The organism is Xanthobacter sp. NM-25, assembly GCF_022138605.1.
In the GTDB taxonomy this organism is placed as follows: Bacteria; Pseudomonadota; Alphaproteobacteria; order Rhizobiales; family Xanthobacteraceae; genus Xanthobacter.
Genome location: NZ_JACBFS010000004.1, coordinates 303,651 through 320,455, shown reverse-complemented (window position 1 = coordinate 320,455; position 16,805 = coordinate 303,651). Strand labels below are relative to the sequence as shown.

Annotated in this window: 14 protein-coding genes; 6 read left to right on the top strand and 8 right to left on the bottom strand. The window is 64.8% G+C overall.

Going from position 1 to position 16,805, the window contains the following annotated elements; translation table 11 throughout:
• Positions 1 to 4: 4 nt before the first annotated feature.
• The 4 genes from MEU52_RS13205 to MEU52_RS13190 all read left to right on the top strand — a co-directional run bounded on the left by MEU52_RS13205 (position 5) and on the right by MEU52_RS13190 (position 4,542).
• On the top strand, positions 5 to 424 hold the full coding sequence (locus tag MEU52_RS13205; RefSeq protein ID WP_238122746.1) for a PaaI family thioesterase: 420 nt from the start codon (positions 5 to 7) through the stop codon (positions 422 to 424).
• A gap of 12 nt (positions 425 to 436) precedes the next feature.
• Positions 437 to 1,219, top strand: coding sequence for a VOC family protein (locus MEU52_RS13200; protein ID WP_238122745.1), 783 nt, complete (start codon positions 437 to 439; stop codon positions 1,217 to 1,219).
• Positions 1,216 to 2,751, top strand: a complete 1,536-nt coding sequence (locus MEU52_RS13195; protein WP_238122744.1) for a class I adenylate-forming enzyme family protein — start codon at positions 1,216 to 1,218, stop codon at positions 2,749 to 2,751. The genes MEU52_RS13200 and MEU52_RS13195 overlap by 4 nt, the downstream gene beginning before the upstream one ends.
• Positions 2,752 to 2,916: 165 nt before the next feature.
• The gene (locus tag MEU52_RS13190) at positions 2,917 to 4,542 is read left to right on the top strand and encodes a gamma-glutamyltransferase family protein (RefSeq protein WP_238122743.1); all 1,626 of its coding nucleotides are present in this window, start codon (positions 2,917 to 2,919) and stop codon (positions 4,540 to 4,542) included.
• Positions 4,543 to 4,827: 285 nt separating this feature from the next.
• Here the strand turns inward: MEU52_RS13190 and MEU52_RS13185 are convergent, their stop codons facing one another.
• From MEU52_RS13185 to MEU52_RS13160, 6 genes are all read right to left on the bottom strand, one after another.
• Complete coding sequence (locus MEU52_RS13185) at positions 4,828 to 6,381, bottom strand: TerC family protein (protein WP_238122742.1); 1,554 nt, start codon at positions 6,379 to 6,381, stop codon at positions 4,828 to 4,830.
• 400 nt (positions 6,382 to 6,781) lie between these two features.
• A complete protein-coding gene (locus MEU52_RS13180) occupies positions 6,782 to 8,608 on the bottom strand; it encodes a hypothetical protein (RefSeq protein WP_238122741.1) in 1,827 nt (608 codons plus the stop codon).
• 126 nt (positions 8,609 to 8,734) lie between these two features.
• Positions 8,735 to 9,556: a sugar phosphate isomerase/epimerase family protein gene (locus MEU52_RS13175; RefSeq protein ID WP_238122740.1), complete on the bottom strand. Its 822-nt coding sequence runs from the start codon at positions 9,554 to 9,556 to the stop codon at positions 8,735 to 8,737.
• Positions 9,553 to 10,320 carry an NAD(P)-dependent oxidoreductase gene (locus MEU52_RS13170; RefSeq protein WP_238122739.1) on the bottom strand — a complete coding sequence of 256 codons (768 nt, stop codon included), beginning with the start codon at positions 10,318 to 10,320 and terminating at the stop codon, positions 9,553 to 9,555. Before MEU52_RS13170 ends, MEU52_RS13175 begins: the two co-directional genes overlap by 4 nt.
• Before the next feature lie 7 nt (positions 10,321 to 10,327).
• Positions 10,328 to 11,422, bottom strand: a complete 1,095-nt coding sequence (locus tag MEU52_RS13165) for an FAD-dependent oxidoreductase (protein WP_238122738.1) — start codon at positions 11,420 to 11,422, stop codon at positions 10,328 to 10,330.
• Between the two features lie 532 nt (positions 11,423 to 11,954).
• On the bottom strand, positions 11,955 to 12,563 hold the full coding sequence (locus MEU52_RS13160) for a TetR/AcrR family transcriptional regulator (protein WP_238122737.1): 609 nt from the start codon (positions 12,561 to 12,563) through the stop codon (positions 11,955 to 11,957).
• Positions 12,564 to 12,660: 97 nt separating this feature from the next.
• Between MEU52_RS13160 and MEU52_RS13155 the strand changes: the two genes are divergently transcribed.
• Both MEU52_RS13155 and MEU52_RS13150 read left to right on the top strand, forming a co-directional pair.
• Complete coding sequence (locus MEU52_RS13155; protein ID WP_238122736.1) at positions 12,661 to 13,401, top strand: SDR family oxidoreductase; 741 nt, start codon at positions 12,661 to 12,663, stop codon at positions 13,399 to 13,401.
• An 88-nt stretch (positions 13,402 to 13,489) separates the two neighbouring features.
• The gene (locus MEU52_RS13150) at positions 13,490 to 13,801 is read left to right on the top strand and encodes a hypothetical protein (protein ID WP_238122735.1); all 312 of its coding nucleotides are present in this window, start codon (positions 13,490 to 13,492) and stop codon (positions 13,799 to 13,801) included.
• A 408-nt stretch (positions 13,802 to 14,209) separates the two neighbouring features.
• On the opposite strand, the gene MEU52_RS13145 is transcribed toward MEU52_RS13150, so the two are convergent.
• Together MEU52_RS13145 and guaA are read right to left on the bottom strand one after the other, a co-directional pair.
• Positions 14,210 to 14,563, bottom strand: coding sequence for a hypothetical protein (locus MEU52_RS13145; protein WP_238122734.1), 354 nt, complete (start codon positions 14,561 to 14,563; stop codon positions 14,210 to 14,212).
• A gap of 604 nt (positions 14,564 to 15,167) precedes the next feature.
• Positions 15,168 to 16,727, bottom strand: coding sequence for a glutamine-hydrolyzing GMP synthase (gene guaA, locus MEU52_RS13140; protein ID WP_238122733.1), 1,560 nt, complete (start codon positions 16,725 to 16,727; stop codon positions 15,168 to 15,170).
• Between the last annotated feature and the right edge of the window lie 78 nt (positions 16,728 to 16,805).

Below are 16,805 nucleotides of genomic sequence, written 5' to 3'. Positions count from 1 at the left end.
CGTCATGTCTGAAGCTCCTTTGACCAAGGAACAGGTCGAGGCCCTGCTGCTCAAGGGCCCGTTCCACCAGTGGCTCGGCCTCACCGTGGAAGAGGTGGGGGAGGGCACCATCCGCCTGCGCGCCAAGTGGCGGCCGGAATGGGTGGTGAATGCCGACAAGGGCTATGCCCACGGCGGCATCCTCGCCACCCTGGTGGATCTCACCGCCGATTGGGCGTTGGTGTCCAAGACCGGCCGCGGTGTTCCCACCGTCGACCTTCGGGTGGATTACCACCGCGCAGCCATGCAGCATGACCTCATCTGCGTGGGCAAGGTGGTGAAATTCGGCGGCCAGCTCTGCGTCTCCGAGGCGCAGATCCTGGACGAGGCCGGCAAGCTCCTGGCCAGCGGACGCGGGGTCTACATGATCCCGCCCAAGGGTTAAGGGAGACGCCCCGTGGCCGCGCTCGACCATGTGGTGATCAACACCCTCAAGTCCATGGACGCGGCCGCGGACCTGTTCGCGGCGCTGGGCTTCACGCTCACGCCGCGCGGGCACCACTCGCTGGGCTCCATCAATCATCTGATGATGACGCCGGGCGCCTACCTGGAGCTGGTGGGCGTGCCGGAGAGCGGCCTGCAGCGCCAGGAGGTGCTCGACAGCCCGTTCGGCCTCAACGGCCTGGTGTTCCGCACCCCCGATGCGGACGCCACCTTCGATGCCCTCACCGCCCGCGGGCTCACCGTGCTGCCACCGGTCGCTTTCTCGCGACCGGTGGAGATCGCCGGGCGGGCCGAGGAGGCGCGGTTCCGCACCGTGCGCTTCCCACCCGATGCCTTTCCCGGCGGGCGCGTCTATTTCTGCCAGCACCTCACGCCGGAACTGGTGTGGCGCGAGGAGTGGCTGAGCCATCCCAACGGCTTTATCGGCATCGACCGGTTCGTGGTGCAAAGCCCCGAGGCCGAGGCTCTCGCCATCCGTTTCGCGGCGGCGGTGGGCACCATCGCCCGCTCGGAACCTTGCGGTTGGCGGGTGCCGCTGGACGATGCGGAGATCCAGGTGGTGGCGGGGCCGGATGCCCGCTTCCTCACCACCCATCTGCGCTTTGCCGATCTCGACGAGCTGGAGGCCCGCGCCCACGGATCGCGCGACGCCATCTGGCAGCGGCACGGCACGCGCGCGGGCACGCTGCTGCTGCCCGGCCTCCAATTGACCCTGACCTGCAGGAGCAGCCGATGACCGAGCCCCTCAACCTGGGCGATTTCGTCTCCCGGACGCAGGAGGCCGACCGCCCGCTCTTCATCGGGCTCGATTTCGACGGCACCGCCCGCATCATGACCCGCGCCGCTTTCGATGAGATGGCCGATGCGGTGGCCCGGGGCCTCATCAAGGGCGGCATCGGCCGCGGCGATCGCATCGCCATCCTGGCCGCCAACCGTCCCGAATATGTGGCGGTGCTCATGGGGGCCATGCGGGCCGGCGTGGTTCCTGTGCCGGTGAACTTCAAGTTTCCCGCCGCCACCATCGCCCATGTGATCGCCGACAGCGGTGCCAAGCTGGTGATCTACGATGCCGAGCGCCGCGCCGCGCTCGACGGTGTCGCCTTGCCTGATGTCGCCTTGCCTGATGTCGCCTTGGCGGCGTTCGACGGCGAGGGGCCCGGCACCTTGGCGGCCTGGCTCGACGCCGGCCCCTTCACGCCGGTGACGCCGGCGGCCGACGAGCCGGCGCTGAGCCTCTACACCTCCGGCTCCACTGGCCGGCCCAAGGGCGTGCTGCTGTCCCACGCCTCCCATCTTTGGGTCGCCAGGACCCGCATGGGGGAGACCGACCTGAGCCGCGAGCGCATGCTGATCGCCGCGCCGCTCTATCATATGAACGCCTTGGCGCTGGCGGTGCTGGCCTGCGCCTCCGGCACCACCGCGGTGCTGCTGCCGCAGTTCCGCGCGGTGCCCTATATCGAGGCCATCAGCCGGCTGGGCTGCACCTTCCTCACCGCCGTGCCGCCCATGATCGCCATGATGCTGCGGGAGAAGGCGGCGCTGGCCGAGGCGGACCTCTCAGGCGTGCGCATGGTGCGCATGGGCTCGGCGCCGGTCACCGATGCCCTGGCGGAGCAGATCGGTAAGCTGCTGCCCAACGCGCGCATCATCAACGCCTATGGCACCACGGAGGGCGGGCCCATTGTGTTCGCCGGCCATCCCGATGGGGTGCCCACCCCCATGGGTTCGGTGGGCTATCCCCATCCGCAGGTTCAGGTGCGCCTGGTGGGGCCGGACGCGCCCCATGCGGGGGTGCTGGAGATGAAGAGCCCGGCGGTGATGCTCGGCTATCACAACCGGCCCGACGTGCGCTCCCCCATCACCGCCGATGGTTATTACAACACCGGTGATGTCTTCCGGCGCGATGCCGATGGCTTCTTCTATTTCATCGGCCGGGCCGACGACATGTTCGTCTGCGGCGGCGAGAACATCTTCCCCGGCGAGGTGGAAGCGGTGCTGGACAGCCACCCGGCGGTGATGCAGTCCTGCGTGGTGCCGGTGCCCGACGACATCAAGGGCGAAAAGCCGGTGGCGTTCGTGGTGCGCCGCGCCGGGGTGGAGGTGGACGAGGCGGCGCTCAAGCAGTTCGTTCTGGCGAACGCTCCGGCCTACCAGCATCCGCGTCGCGTGTGGTTCGTGGAGCAGATGCCGCTGGCCTCCACCAACAAGATCGACCGGGCCGGCCTGAAGGCGCGGGCGGTGGCGGAGCTGGCTGCGCTCGGCAGCTGAGCACGGCGCTCCCCGCCGTCCTGTCTTGACGATACACGGCTGCCTCACCGATGGATCGGCGGCGCCCATCGGCGGCGCCCATCGGCGGCGCCCCTTGGGGGGCGCGTTCGGTGCCCGGTTCAGCCGTCATCCGCGAGCCTTCCGGCTCGCTTGCGAGGATTTCTTATGGCCAATTCCTTCGACTGGACCGCCGGCTATCCCTCCCGCCGCCTGCCGGTATTCGGCAACAATGTGGTCTCCACCTCCCATCCGCGGGCGGCGCAGGCCGGCATGCAGATGCTGTGGAAGGGTGGCAATGCGGTGGATGCGGCCATTGCCGCGGCGGCGGTGATGACCCTGGTGGAGCCCTGCAGCAACGGCCTCGGCTCGGATGCCTTCTGCATCCTGTGGGATGGCCAGAAGCTGCACGGCCTCAATGCCTCGGGCTTCGCGCCGGCGGCCTGGACGCCGGACTATTTCCGCGCCAAGTACGGCGCCGACGCCAAGAACCCGCCCATGCGCGGCTGGGATGCGGTGACCGTGCCGGGAGCGGTGGCGAGCTGGGTGGCGCTGTCCGAGCGCTTCGGCAAGCTGCCGTTCGCCGATCTTCTGGCCCCCGCCATCGCCATCGCGGAAGCCGGCTTTCTGGTCTCCACCAATGTGCAGCACAAATGGGCGGCGGCCGCGACCCTGCCGCAGCTCGTCTCCCAGCCCGGCTTCGCCGAGGTGTTCCTGCCCAAGGGGCGCGCGCCGCTGGTGGGCGAGCATGTGCGCATGCCCGGTGCCGCGCGGGCGTTGCGGCGCATCGCCGAAACCCGGGGCGCGGCCCTCTATGGCGGCGAGATCGCCGAGGCGCTGGAGATGAACGCCCGCGCTCACGGCGGCGCACTGACCGCCGCCGACATGGCCGCTTTCAAGCCCGAATGGGTGGAGCCGGTGGCGCAGGCCTATCGCGGCTACAGCGTGCATGAGATCCCGCCCAACGGGCAGGGCATCACGGCGCTGGTGGCGCTGGGCATCCTCTCCCATTTCGATCTTTCGGGCCTGTCCGCCGACAGCGTCGCGGCCCAGCACCTGCAGATCGAGGCCATCAAGCTCGCCTTCGCCGATGTCTATCGGTACGTGGCCGACCCCCGCGCCATGGAGATCACGGCGGCGCAGATGCTGGATGCGGACTATCTGGCGGCGCGGGCGCGGCTCATCGACCCGCGCCGGGCCCAGCCCTTTGCCCCGGGCAATCCGGTGAAGGGCGGCACCATCTACCTCACCGCCGCTGATGCCTCGGGCATGATGGTGAGCTTCATCCAGAGCAATTACATGGGCTTCGGTTCCGGCGTGGCGCTGCCGGAATGGGGCGTCTCGCTGCAGAATCGGGGCTTCGGCTTCAGCCTCGATCCCGCGAAGCCCAACGTGGTGGCGCCGCACAAGCGGCCGTTCCACACCATCATTCCCGGCTTCCTGATGAAGGATGGCGCGCCGGTGATGAGCTTCGGCGTGATGGGCGGCAACATGCAGCCCCAGGGCCATGTGCAGACCTTGGTGCGCATGCTGGATTTCGCACAGAACCCGCAGGCCGCCTGCGATGCGCCGCGCTGGCGCTTCGACCAGGGCCTCACCATCAATCTGGAGCCCGGGAACAGTCCCGAACTGCTGGAAGGTCTTGCGGCGCTCGGCCACGAGGTGCAGGTGCTGCACGACACCTACCAGGACTTCGGCGCCGGCCAGTTCATCTGGCGCATGGGGGATCCGGCGGTGGAAGGCTACGCCGCCGCTTCCGATCCCCGCCGCGATGGCCAGGCGGTGGTGGGCTGAGGCCGCGCGGGCGCGACGATGGGATGAGACGCAGCACCGGCCCTTGCCGCCCCGGCCGAGCCGGTGCCGCGCCCAGCAGGCCCGAAGGCCTCGCTGTTCCGTGTGCATCATGACCACGCGCCCGGCCCGTGCCCGCTGACCACGGCCGCGTGGCGCTGCCCCGCGAGCTCAGGCGGCGCCCACAGGCTCGCGCGGACGCATCGCCGGCGATTGCTTTTTGAGGACAAGCCGCCGGCGCCTTCAGGCGGCGCGCAGGGATACCCCCCTCCAGCCGCGGGCGCCGTGTCAGCCGGCGCTCTCCACCTTGGAGATCCGCACCTTGCCGATGCTGCGCTTGTCCAGGGAGATGACCTCGAACCGCAGTCCGTCCTTCTCCACGCTGTCGCCCGCCCGCGGCAGATGCCCGATCTGGGTCAGGATATAGCCGGCGAGCGTCGAATAGCGGTTGGCGTCGTCGACGAGGTCATATCCGGTGGTGCCGCTGAACTGGCGGATGTCGATGAAGCCGTCGGCGATCCAGGCGCCATCGTCCTGCCGCTCCAGGGCTGCCGCCTCCTCGCCGAGATCGGGAAACTCGCCGGCAATGGCCTCCAGCACGTCGGTGGGGGTCGCGATGCCCTCCAGCGCCCCGTGTTCATCGACCACCATGGCCATCTGCACCGGTGAGCGGCGCAACTGCTCCATCACCTTCAGCACATCGGTGGATTCATGAACGATGGCCGGCTGCCGCGCCATGCGGGCCCAGTCGATCGGCTGGCCGTCGATGATCGCATTGAGCAATTCCTTGGTGATGGCGACGCCCACGAAATCGTCGACGCTGTCCCGAGCCAGGATGACCCGGCTGTGGGTGAGGTTGCGGATGGCGGCGCGCAGCTCCTCGGGGTTTTCGTCGAGGTCCAGCCATTCCAGCTCATTGCCCGGCGTCATGATCGAGCTCACGGAGCGCTCGCCGAGATCGAGCACGCCGCGGATCATCTCCTTTTCCTCGGGCTTGAAGAGATCGCCCTGGGAGGCCTGCTCGGCGATGACGTCCACCGTCTCGCCGAGGGGCTGGTCGCCGACACGGCCCCCCAGAAGGCGCAGCACCGCTTCCGACGTGCGCTCGCGCAGGTCGCCGGTGGTGATGCGCTTTTCGCGATTGTGGCGGCCGATCTGGTTCGCGGCCTCGATCAGCACCGAGAAGCCGATCGCCGCATAGAGGTAGCCCTTCGGGATGTGGAAGCCAAAGCCCTCGATCACCAGGCTGAAGCCAATCATCAGCAGGAAGCCGAGGCACAGGATGACCACCGTCGGGTGCTTGGAGACAAAGGCCATGAGCGGCTTGGAGGCGGCCATCATGACCGCCATGGCGATGCAGACCGCGGTGATCATGACCCAGAGGTTGTTCACCATGCCGACGGCGGTGATGACGCTGTCGAGCGAGAACACCGCATCGAGCACGACGATCTGCACGATCACTTGCCAGAAGACGGCGTGAACCACCTTGCCGTCCTTCGGCTTGTGCGCGCCTTCCAGCCGCTCGTGCAGCTCCATGGTGCCCTTGGCCAGCAGGAACACGCCGCCCAGGATGAGGATGACGTCGCGCCCGGAGAAATCGAACCCGGCCACGTCGAACAGGGGCTGGGTGAGCGTCACGATCCAGGAGATGGAGAACAGCAGGACCACGCGCATGGCGAGCGCGAGCGACAGGCCCATCAGCCGCGCCCTGTTGCGCTGATGCGGCGGCAGCTTGTCCGCCAGGATGGCGATGAAGACGAGGTTGTCGATGCCGAGGACGACTTCGAGAACCACCAGGGTGATGAGGCCGATCCAGATATTTGGATCTGCGAGGAACTCCATAGGGGGACCTTTTAGAGAGGGCGCAAACGCAAAAAGCCCCGGATGAAGCATCCGAGGCGGTCATTCGCCATATGAAAGAATCGGGAAGTATGAGGCCGGCCTCTACTTTCGGAGGTCAGCCTCGTTCGGTATCGACAATCGCCTGTACTATCGCCTTCATCCGGCATCGTCGCGCTTTATCACTTCATGTTGAATAAAACCTGCTATCATCTCCATAGCATGGCGACGCCGGATTTGAAAGATCCACCCCCGCGTGCCGAATGACCGCAGGTCAAGTGGCCCTTCCTGTCTCGTCCGACGCGGCCCGGCCGTCGTCGCAGACATCCTGCCGGCGACGGCGAGAGGACGGCGCTTGTGGAATACCCCCGCGGCGCTGAAGACCGCGCCCGGCTGGCGCCCTTCAGCGGGAGGGGAGCTTGGAGATGACAAACTCGGCGAACAGGCCCGGGTCGATATCGAAGTCGCCCCGCTCTTCGGCGGCGCTTCGGATGAGATTGTTCTCGTTGCCGAGCGCGTGCACCAGCTCAGCGGGAAAATAATCCAACGCCAGCGGGTGCTCGCGAAACCGCTCGATATCGTAGATTCGAAGGTCCGCTTTGGTGTTCAGGACCGAGGCGGAGGAAATGACGGCGCCCGGCGCGTTGGCGATCCATTTATATTTGGCGAGGCCAGCACCCCAATGCGTGACGAAATAATCGCAGAGCTTTGTTGCGACGATACTGGTGCCCATGGTGCACGGAACGAGATTGCGCACGGCCACGTTGGTCACCCCGTCGGCCTGCGCCTGCTGGATCACGGAATTCACCAGCTCGATCTCTTCCCGCACGATGGAGGGCAGGTGATCGCCTTGTATCAACCGTTCATTGAAGCTTCGCACGAAACCTTTGTTGGCCCCCGCCTGAAAATTGTGTCCATCGAACAGCACAAGGAAACGGCGATTGGGAATGGCCGACAGGCGTCGGATGAGTTCGGCATACCCCTCGCCCTGGCGCCGCCAACAGCGGTTTTCAAGCCGCAGGCCGATGAGCAGGACCGTGGCATCCGCCTTCTCCGCCTCAAGTTGCGCCGCGAACGCCCTTTCGTGATCGAACGCGAGCCGAAGAACCCGGTCGGCCAGGGACTGGGTGATCCGGTAGGCCTGGAACGGAAAGAAGGCCACGCCCTGGCAGGCCGCAGCGGCGACGTCGGCCAAGCCGCAGGCGCCCCGGTGCACATTCCCCCGTGCTTCCGGAAAGATGTCGTCTACAGGATAGATCGGTTCTTCGGAGCTGGGATAGGTGAAGATTGCGGGCGTTCGGCCGCTCCGCACGACGGTGTCGACGCAGGACAATTCATTCCAGATGTAATGGCCGATATGGTTCTCGCGGAACATCAGTCCAGCCAGCGGCGCTTCAGCACGGCGATTGCGCAGGGCCGGGTAAAGATACTGGCGGATCAGCCGGATGCAGGCAATGTCGCTGTCGGAGAGGCGCGTCGATCCGCTATTATTGCGAAAATCCTGCTTCGCATAGAGTTTATTCTCACGCGTGTCGAAAATACCCTCGGTGACTTTGGTGTGGAGGGTCACCAGCGTGCAATAGGAGACTGCAAGGTCGGCTGAAAAGCCAATATACCAGAAATTCGCATAGGGCAGGAAGTAATCAATTCGGAGCGTGCCGCCTGCCGGATGTTCGGCCTCGACAAAGCCACGCCGAAATGCCGCGTCGGAAACGATCTCGCCGCCCAGTTCCTCCGGCGTGTCCGGGTCCTGGCGGTTGAGCTGCAGCATGGCCGCGTGCGCGCGCGCCACCATCGGCGCATCTTTGGGGTTGACCGACACGCGGGCCGCAGCACCGGGAACCTGCATGACCGCGCCCGAGAATTCTCGCAGGAGGTCGACGACGTCGCTCATGGCGGCGTGGAGCGGTGCCTCGGTTTCGATATCGTCAAAGGTCGCCGCGAGCAGGGACGCTCGGGTTTCCGGGATGCGGAAGCGGGAGAGCAGGTCGTCGGTCTTGTTGAAGGTCAGCTTGAGGCGCTCATCGAGGTACCAATAGGCGGAGCGTGTACCCGCCGACAGGCGCACGCAATGGAGAACTCCGCCGAGGCAGACCGCCGACACCGCTTGCCAGCCGGGGCCCAGCGCAGGTAGTCCCGGGCCGACCTCGCGCTCCACCACGCGGTCCGGATACCGGATGCGCAGCACGGCGTCGTTGAAGCTGATGTCGCGGGTGTGGAAGATCTTCATGTGCTGATCCATTCGATGGAGACCGCCGCCGCGCGCGACAAGGAAGGCGCCCGACCCTTCATCGAAACCGGCAGCCACGTCGCACAAGTTCCCCTCAGCGGGAGGTAGGCGTGTCGACGCAGTGCGTCAAGCCGCCGTTTGGATGGGATATGTTGCCGCCGCGAACTCCACGGCCTGCTCGATGGCCGCCATCGGTTGCGACGGCGCTTCCAGCATCTCGATCGCCACCCAGCGGGAATAGCCGATATCCCGCAGCGCGTTGGCCGCCACGGCGTGATGGCCCACAGGCTGGACGAAGGTTGCCAGCTTGGGTTCGGCGATGTGAAAATGACACAGCCTGTCGGCGGTCGCTTTCACCGCCTCGCCGATGTCTCCACCGCCCAGCAGCACACAGCCCGTGTCGAGGTGCACGCGGAGCCCCGGGTGGTTGACGGCACGGACCATGCGGTCCACCTCCTGCCAAGTGCACAGGAAGTCGCCATTGTAGGCCGCCGGCACCGGCTCCAGCCCGATGGTGAGGCCCTGCGCGTCGGCGATCTCCGCGAGGTGTCGGAAGCGCGCTATGCCGAGATCGAACGCCGCCTCTTCGGCAAGGCCCGAACGGCTGCGCTGCTTGGGGGCGCCGAACACCAGGACCGACGCGCCAAGGGCTGCACCGGCCGCGGCCACCCTCCGCAAATGCGCCGCCATGCGCTCGAACGACTCGACGTCCTGAAGGAGCGCGATGCCTTCGGCGCCGAAAAAGATGGCCTGAAGCGACGAAACCGAGATCTCCGCCCCGGCGAGAGATCTGCGGTATTCAGTGAGCATCGTGTCGTTGAGTTCACCCCAGGGGGCGATGCGCGTGGGCGCGACTTCGACGCCACGCAGCCCCTTCTCGGCGAGCCGTGCGATCTTGTCGGCTCCCGTCTGCTGCGGCAGCGCGAGATTGGAGAGTGAGAGCCTCATGCCTTCGGTCCGTTCAGAAATGTCTGGAGGTCCGCAAAAACCTCGTCCTGCGCCACGTGGTAGGGGCCCGTGCTGCCGAGGACATCAGAATGTCGCGTCCGCATGTCGTAGCTGATCGGATCGGCGGAAGGAGTGCCGAGCACGGTTCCGGGGAAGAAACGGTCGACGATCGCCTGGGTGTGTACCGGCTCGACGGCGATGTTGAGCCGCTTGAGGCCGGACTCGAGGATCCGCGTCAGATCACCGGGGAAACGGGCGAGGTCGTACCACTGAAAAAACGTGTTTGGATTGATCTGACTGACAAGATTGTCGTTCATGAGATCAAAAATAACATTCTTTTTCAAACCCTTACCAAATAGGGCCGGGAGGCGGACCACGACGTGATCGGCAAATTTCTCCGCGATCCACGCCTCGAGTTCCGCGCGGTGCTTCCCGTAGGGTTGGGTGCTGTCTGCGGCATCGGCCTCGGTCACGCCCAGGGGCTGCGCATAGACATCCACAGTCGAGATCAGCACAAAGCGCCTAGCGGTAATGGTCTCGAGCTCGCGCATCAGGCCCTCGATCCCAGCGCGGTCCTTTTCGGGCTCCTTGTTCGCAAGCCACTTCACGGCGGAGACGCCAGCGCACACGACGGTATCAAACTGCCGACCGCGAATATCCCCGATGTTGCGCGAGTTGTAGTGCGCACCAAAGGGCAGGGCCTCGCGCAGGTGGCTCCCCACGAAGCCCGTATGGCCGATCAAAGCGTTGGTGGTCGAGATCATCATACCCTCACGAACGGATATCGTGCCTGAGCGAGTGGCTCACATCGATCGAATCGATCGAGTGCTCCGCTTCCAGGATTGAGAGGATCCGCTCGGTGGCAAAGAAGATTGTGTCGATCTTGCCTGACATGACGCTGAAAACGCGCCCGTCCTGAAACACGTAGCAACTGCGATCGTCGGAGCGTCCGCGCAGCTTTGTCTTGATCGCGAGTTGGATCCCCATGAACTCGAAGGCGTCGCGGAAGCCGGGCACGTTGGCCGATATCTGTTCTTCCATCAGCGCCCGCTTCTGCCCGACCAGGTCGGCCGACACCCCCTTGAGGCACTCCCGCGCGCCGTCGGAACTCGTGAAGATGCCGAGCGGCGTATGTGGAACGCTCGACAGGGTGTAGAGCCCCTCGGATTCCGTCGGATAGATTGAGGCAAGAGGACCGTCGACGAGGGTGATGGCGGGGAATTTCTCTTTCGTGTCATAGTAAAGAAGAATGGTCGGCTCATAAAACGTATCCATCGGAACCCGGGTCTTGTGCCCCCAGGTGCAGTCGATGACATAATCGAATTTTACACCGTCGATCTCGACGTCGTCATCGCCGTTCTGGATGGACTGTACTTCATGGTCGAGGACGAGCGCGGACCCCAGCCGCCGCGTAAAATACTCCCGAGCCGTATTGATCAGAAGCACACGCTCCGGCGTCTGCATCGCTCCGCCCACATTGTGCAGAAGCGGGTGGCCATTCGGCAGTTCCACGAAATCGATGCCCGACGACGTCATGATCAACTTGTATGTCATAAAGTCGATCAAGCTGTCGTTCTTTGGGACCGCATAAATATTTTCTGGAATGGGCCGCGAGAGCGTGGGGTAGCGCTCAATGAAGCGCAGGAAGCCGTCGCGAGACTGCTGCCGCGTTCCATGGTGGCGGGCATAGTGAAACCCCAGATGGAGGCGAAACTGATTGTTGCCGGAGGCCTCGTGGAGCGGCCGCTTGTTGCGCTCGAAGACGACGACCTCGACGCCGATGCTGGCGAGTGACGAAGCAATATGACAGCCATACCAACCCGCGCCGATCACTGCAATTTTGAAAGGCACAATAAGATCTCCCACACCGGCAATTCCACCCCTATCATGCGCATTGAGTGTGGGCAACAGACAAGCGGGACCGTCGGCGCCAGACTTCGAAGGGGGAGTGTATGCTGGAGATAAGTCGCCTCTGCATTTCGTTGGCATTGGATTGAGACACGGCTCGTCGGGTGCGGTATACGGTAAACTGGTAGCGTTCTATATGTATAAAATACTGTCAAACAGATCTGGCGGCACGTTCATATATTGGGCGCATCTATTTCGATATTGAAGGTGCTTTGGGGAAAGTGGCTGTCGCGGTCTGGAAAAGGTGCATCCAGCTGCGAGCGCGGCTTGAGCGGCCTGGCGTTTGGGGGAGCGCAGGGTTCAGCTGCAATGCCGTCGGCTAGCGGTGACGCGCTGAGGTCTTTCAGGTATCCCGATCCGGCCTATCGTGGCTGACGACCGGGACGGCAACGCGCCGCGGGTCCCCGTCTCTCCGCGGGCTGCCCCGGTTTGGACCGGCGCGGACATGGGCGCGCTTCAATGGATCTGTAAGGCGGTCGGGGGAGGGGGCTCAGGCCGTGTTGAGTTCGAGAAGCTTTCTGCAACTTTCCATCAGGCGGTCGCCATAGTCGGGGGTGAGGGGGCTGATCTTCAGCAGAAGATTGAAATAGAGGCTGCCGAAGATCGCGTCGACCACGAGCTCGGGATCGATATGCCGGGGCACGAGACCGAGGGCCTGTGCCTTCTGGATCTCTTCGACCGTTCCCGCCCGGCGCGGCTTGATGTAATATTCGTTGAGCTCGGTCAGCACGTCCGGATCGCTCTGGGCTTCGGCCACGAGCTCTGCGATCACCTTTCCGAAAAAACCGTTGAACGCCGCGATAAGCCTGTCGATCTTCTCGCGAATGGCGTCCTCAAGCGTGGTCGCCTGAGGGGCGTCGAGTTCGGGGACGATGCGCTCGTTGAACATGGCAACGACAAGGGCGGCTTTGGTTTTCCACCAGCGGTACAGGGTTGGCTTGCCCACGCCCGCGCGCTTGGCCACCTTCTCCATGGTCAGCTCGCGAACCGACATCTCCTGAAGGAGATCGTAGACGGCGCTCAAGATCGCATCGTGAGAATCCGCGCTCGACGAGCGTGGGCGGCCGAGGTGGGGGGAGAGGCGCTTCTGCGTGGTCATGAATTTATCGTTACGATGCGTTACGGAAAAAGGCAATTGACATTCCCGTTTCCGAAATTATTTTCCGTTACGTTTCGTTTTAAAAATGGTGGATGACATGGCACACGGGCAGAACAAAGTTGCGCTGGTCACCGGCGGCTCGCGAGGCATCGGCGCCGCCATTGCCAGGCGGCTGGCGGCGGACGGGTTCACCGTCGCGGTGAACTATGCGACCAACCCGGATGCCGCCCATGTGGTGGTGCAGGAGATCGAGGCGGCCGGGGGTCAGGCCTTCGCGGTGGCGGCGGATGTTGCTGACGCGGGCGGGGTGGCCGGCATGTTCGCCGATATCGCGGCGCGCGGCAGTGAAGTTGGCGTGCTGGTCAACAATGCCGGCGTCATGGAGCTGGCTCCCATCGCGAAGATGGACGCCGCAACCTTCGATCGCATGGTCGCGATCAATCTCAAGGGCACCTTCAATACCCTGCAGGAGGCAGCTCGGCGGATGGGTGAGGGCGGGCGGATCATCAACACGTCCACCAGCGTGACCCAGCTCAAGCTGCCGGCTTATGGCGCCTATGCCGCGACCAAGGCGGCCGTAGAGGTGCTGACCTCTATTCTTGCGCGCGAATTGCGGGGACGGAACATCACCGTCAATGCCGTGGCGCCCGGGCCCACCGCCACCGAGCTGTTCTTCAAGGGCAAGTCGGACGCGCTCATCGCCAACATCACGAAACTGGCGCCGCTGGAGCGGTTGGGCACGCCCGACGACATCGCCTCCGTCGTGTCCTTCCTGGCTGGCCCCGATGGGGCCTGGATCAATGGCCAGACGCTGTTCGCCAACGGCGGCGCGATCTGATTGGGGCCCCGGCCATGCGGCAGGACCGAAAGAGCGTGTGGGTCACCGGCGCATCGCCGGGCATGGGTGTCGCTGTCGCGTCTCGCCCATGACGGGCTTCGCGTGGCAGGTGGCTCCGGCTCCGGCACAGGGGCGTGGCGATGCCTTCGTCGTGCAGGGCGACCGCGCAAAGGTGGCAGAGACGGAGCGCCTGTCCGATGCGCTCGCCGCGCGTCTCGGATGGCGGGACGTGGTCGTCCACCACGCGGGCATCCCGCAGAATGGATCGCATGCGGAGTGGGAACGGCCGGCGGTCGCGCACCTCTCGGCGCTCAATCTGGCGGCAGCGCTCCCGGTGGTGCGCCGCGCCGCCAGGCCGGTCGTCGACGGGGCCTGGGCGCCCGCGTCCCTCGATGCGTGAATGGCCCGCGGTCAACCTCCCGGGCTCAGCCGGCTCATTGGCTTCCGCCTGGGTGATGCTGCCGGTAGAGTGCAACCACCGGCGATGATGGAGCCCGTCGAGCTGGGACCGCTGGGGCATTCGAGGGTCCCGAAGTGGCGCGTGGATCGAGCCGCGCTGGCACGGTTAGATTCACGAAAGCTGTCGCTGGTTTTGGGAGAGGCGCGGCAGGGGAGGGCAATCGGTTTTGTTCAGCGCGTTGATGGTTGATGTGGATGGCGTCTTGGTGTGCGGCCGTCCTTCAGATGGCAGGCCCTGGGCGTCCACCATCGAGGATGATCTGGGGTTGTCGGTCGTGGACCTGCAGCGAGAGTTATTCCTTCCGTATTGGAATGAAATCGTTGTGGGGCGATGTGGCCTGGCTGAGCACTAAAGCCCGCATTGGCAAAGATTGCCCTGCATCTGTCCTATGATGATTTCATTGCCTGCTGGTTTGAAAACGACGCGCGGCTGAACATTGAACTTCTCGAAGAACTCCGCCAGCAGCGTGATGCCGGAAAAAAGGTTTATCTCGCGACCAACCAAGAGCACCTCCGTGCGGCGTATCTGGTCGAGGTTCTGGGTTTGGCCCGCCATTGTGACGGCGTCTTCTATTCGGCTGCTTTGGGGTGTCGCAAGCCCGATAGAGCTTTCTTCGAACAGGTGGCGCCCGTTCAGGGTTCCCGGCCGAGCACTTGCTTTTGGTCGATGACATGCCGGCAAATATCCTTGCCGCGCGCGCATCAGGCTGGAACGCTCTCCTGTGGCTGGAACGAAGCTCGCTGTCCCCGACGCTAGCAAAGCTCGATTCGATGGGTTGTGTGGATCCAAAATCCTGAACCGGGTCGCCCCCCCTGCGGAGCAGAGATTTCGCGTCGCATGTGTTTGCCGCAAGTGGCGGAAAATACGCGACATGAGGTGCGATGAGCGTTGCGCCGGCATGGTGCCACAATCGGGGCCGGACGAACGGCGCCTTCCTTCCGCGATCCCTGGGCGTGTCCCAAGTGCCTCCCCGACCGAGCGAAAGCCCCCCTCGAGCCCATTTGCCGAGATTGATGGTCTCACGGCGCCCGTTCAGCCCGAACGAAATGGTGGCCGATACGAACCACACACATAAAGGCCTTCCCTCTCGGAATACGGAGCGGCCTCACCAAAAGTACCGTCATGAGCCTCATTCCTCATGACGGTACTTTGATATGTGGCGTTGATGAACATCTGCGCGTTTCGTCGGGCGGACCCGCACCGCCAATCCCAGCCTCTCTACCGATAGTTTTGAATGGAATTTTCTGTTTTCCGTTCGCTATAGCGTCCTGCCCCGCAAATTCGGCGACGTCCGGATAGGCAAAAATCACTCCCACTCGATTGTTCCCGGGGGCTTCGAGGTCACGTCGTAGACGACGCGGTTCACGCCGCGGACCTCGTTGATGATGCGGGTGGCGGTGCGGCCCAGGAAGGCCATGTCGAAGGGGTAGAAGTCGGCCGTCATGCCGTCCACCGAGGTCACCGCGCGCAGGGCCAGCACGTGGTCGTAGGTGCGGCCGTCGCCCATCACGCCAACGGTGCGCACCGGCAGGATCACCGCGAAGGCCTGCCAGATCACGTCATAGAGGCCGGCGAAACGGATTTCTTCCAGATAGATGGCGTCGGCCTGGCGCAGGATGTCGAGCTTCTCACGGGTGATGCCGCCCGGGCAGCGGATGGCAAGGCCGGGGCCGGGGAAGGGGTGGCGACCCACGAACGTCTCCGGCAGGCCGAGCTCGCGGCCCAGCAGGCGCACCTCATCCTTGAACAGCTCGCGCAGGGGCTCCACCAGCTTCATGTTCATGCGCGCCGGCAGGCCGCCCACATTGTGGTGGCTCTTGATGGTAACCGAGGGGCCACCGGTGAAGGACACGCTCTCGATCACGTCGGGATAAAGCGTGCCCTGGGCGAGGAAATCAGCGCCGCCCACCTTCTTGGCCTCGGCTTCGAATACGTCGATGAACAGCTTGCCGATGATCTTGCGCTTCTGTTCGGGATCTTCGACGCCATCGAGCTCCTTCAGGAACAGGTCGGATGCATCCACGTGCACGAGGGGAATGTTATAGTGGCCTCGGAACAGGGAGACCACTTCGTCGGCCTCGCCCTTGCGCATCAGGCCGTGGTCGACGAACACGCAGGTCAGCTGGTCGCCGATGGCCTCGTGAATGAGCACGGCAGCGACCGAGGAATCCACGCCGCCGGACAGACCGCAGATGACGCGGCCGGCGCCCACCTGCGCGCGGATCTGGGCGATGGCCCGCTCGCGGAACGCGCCCATGGTCCAGGTGCCTTCCAGCCCCGCCACCTTGCGCACGAAATTGGAGAGCAGGCGGGCGCCATCGGGAGTATGCACCACCTCGGGATGGAACTGCACGCCGTAATACTTGCGGGCCACGTCGGCGATGGCGGCGAAGGGGGCGTTCTCCGAGGTGGCGACCACCTCGAAGCCGGCTGGCAGGGCGGTCACGCGGTCGCCGTGGCTCATCCACACGGTGTGGCGCTCGCCCGGCTGCCAGACGCCGTCGAACAGGGGCACCTGCCTCTTCACGGTGAGTTCGGCGCGGCCGAATTCGCGATGGTGGCCGGCCTCCACGGTGCCGCCGAGCTGGGCCGCCATGCACTGTTCGCCATAGCAGATGCCGAGCACCGGCACGCCGGCCGTGAAGGCTTCCTGCGGCGCCTTGGGGCTTTCGCCCTCGATGACCGAGGCCGGGCCGCCGGAGAGGATGATGGCCTTGGGCCGCAGCCGGGCGATGGCCTCCGCGCCCTTCTGGAATGGAACCACCTCCGAATAGACGCCTTCCTCACGCACCCGGCGGGCGATGAGCTGCGTCACCTGGCTGCCGAAATCGATGATGAGGACGGTGTCTTGAGCGGGAACGGTCATGGGGCGGCGGCTTTCCGACTGCAGGGAGTTGGCGCCTCCTTTAGCCGGAAAGAGCGGTTTGCAAAAGCGAGGCGAAGG

What these genes read in the sequence shown, in the direction of transcription:
- MEU52_RS13175 (WP_238122740.1), bottom strand. Translation starts at nt 9,556, where the DNA reads ATGAGGCTCTCACTCTCCAATCTCGCGCTGCCGCAGCAGACGGGAGCC.
- MEU52_RS13205 (WP_238122746.1), top strand. Translation starts at nt 5, where the DNA reads ATGTCTGAAGCTCCTTTGACCAAGGAACAGGTCGAGGCCCTGCTGCTC.
- MEU52_RS13160 (WP_238122737.1), bottom strand. Translation starts at nt 12,563, where the DNA reads ATGACCACGCAGAAGCGCCTCTCCCCCCACCTCGGCCGCCCACGCTCG.
- guaA (WP_238122733.1), bottom strand. Translation starts at nt 16,727, where the DNA reads ATGACCGTTCCCGCTCAAGACACCGTCCTCATCATCGATTTCGGCAGC.
- MEU52_RS13150 (WP_238122735.1), top strand. Translation starts at nt 13,490, where the DNA reads ATGACGGGCTTCGCGTGGCAGGTGGCTCCGGCTCCGGCACAGGGGCGT.
- MEU52_RS13195 (WP_238122744.1), top strand. Translation starts at nt 1,216, where the DNA reads ATGACCGAGCCCCTCAACCTGGGCGATTTCGTCTCCCGGACGCAGGAG.
- MEU52_RS13180 (WP_238122741.1), bottom strand. Translation starts at nt 8,608, where the DNA reads ATGAAGATCTTCCACACCCGCGACATCAGCTTCAACGACGCCGTGCTG.
- MEU52_RS13185 (WP_238122742.1), bottom strand. Translation starts at nt 6,381, where the DNA reads ATGGAGTTCCTCGCAGATCCAAATATCTGGATCGGCCTCATCACCCTG.
- MEU52_RS13155 (WP_238122736.1), top strand. Translation starts at nt 12,661, where the DNA reads ATGGCACACGGGCAGAACAAAGTTGCGCTGGTCACCGGCGGCTCGCGA.
- MEU52_RS13145 (WP_238122734.1), bottom strand. Translation starts at nt 14,563, where the DNA reads ATGCGCGCGCGGCAAGGATATTTGCCGGCATGTCATCGACCAAAAGCA.
- MEU52_RS13190 (WP_238122743.1), top strand. Translation starts at nt 2,917, where the DNA reads ATGGCCAATTCCTTCGACTGGACCGCCGGCTATCCCTCCCGCCGCCTG.
- MEU52_RS13170 (WP_238122739.1), bottom strand. Translation starts at nt 10,320, where the DNA reads ATGATCTCGACCACCAACGCTTTGATCGGCCATACGGGCTTCGTGGGG.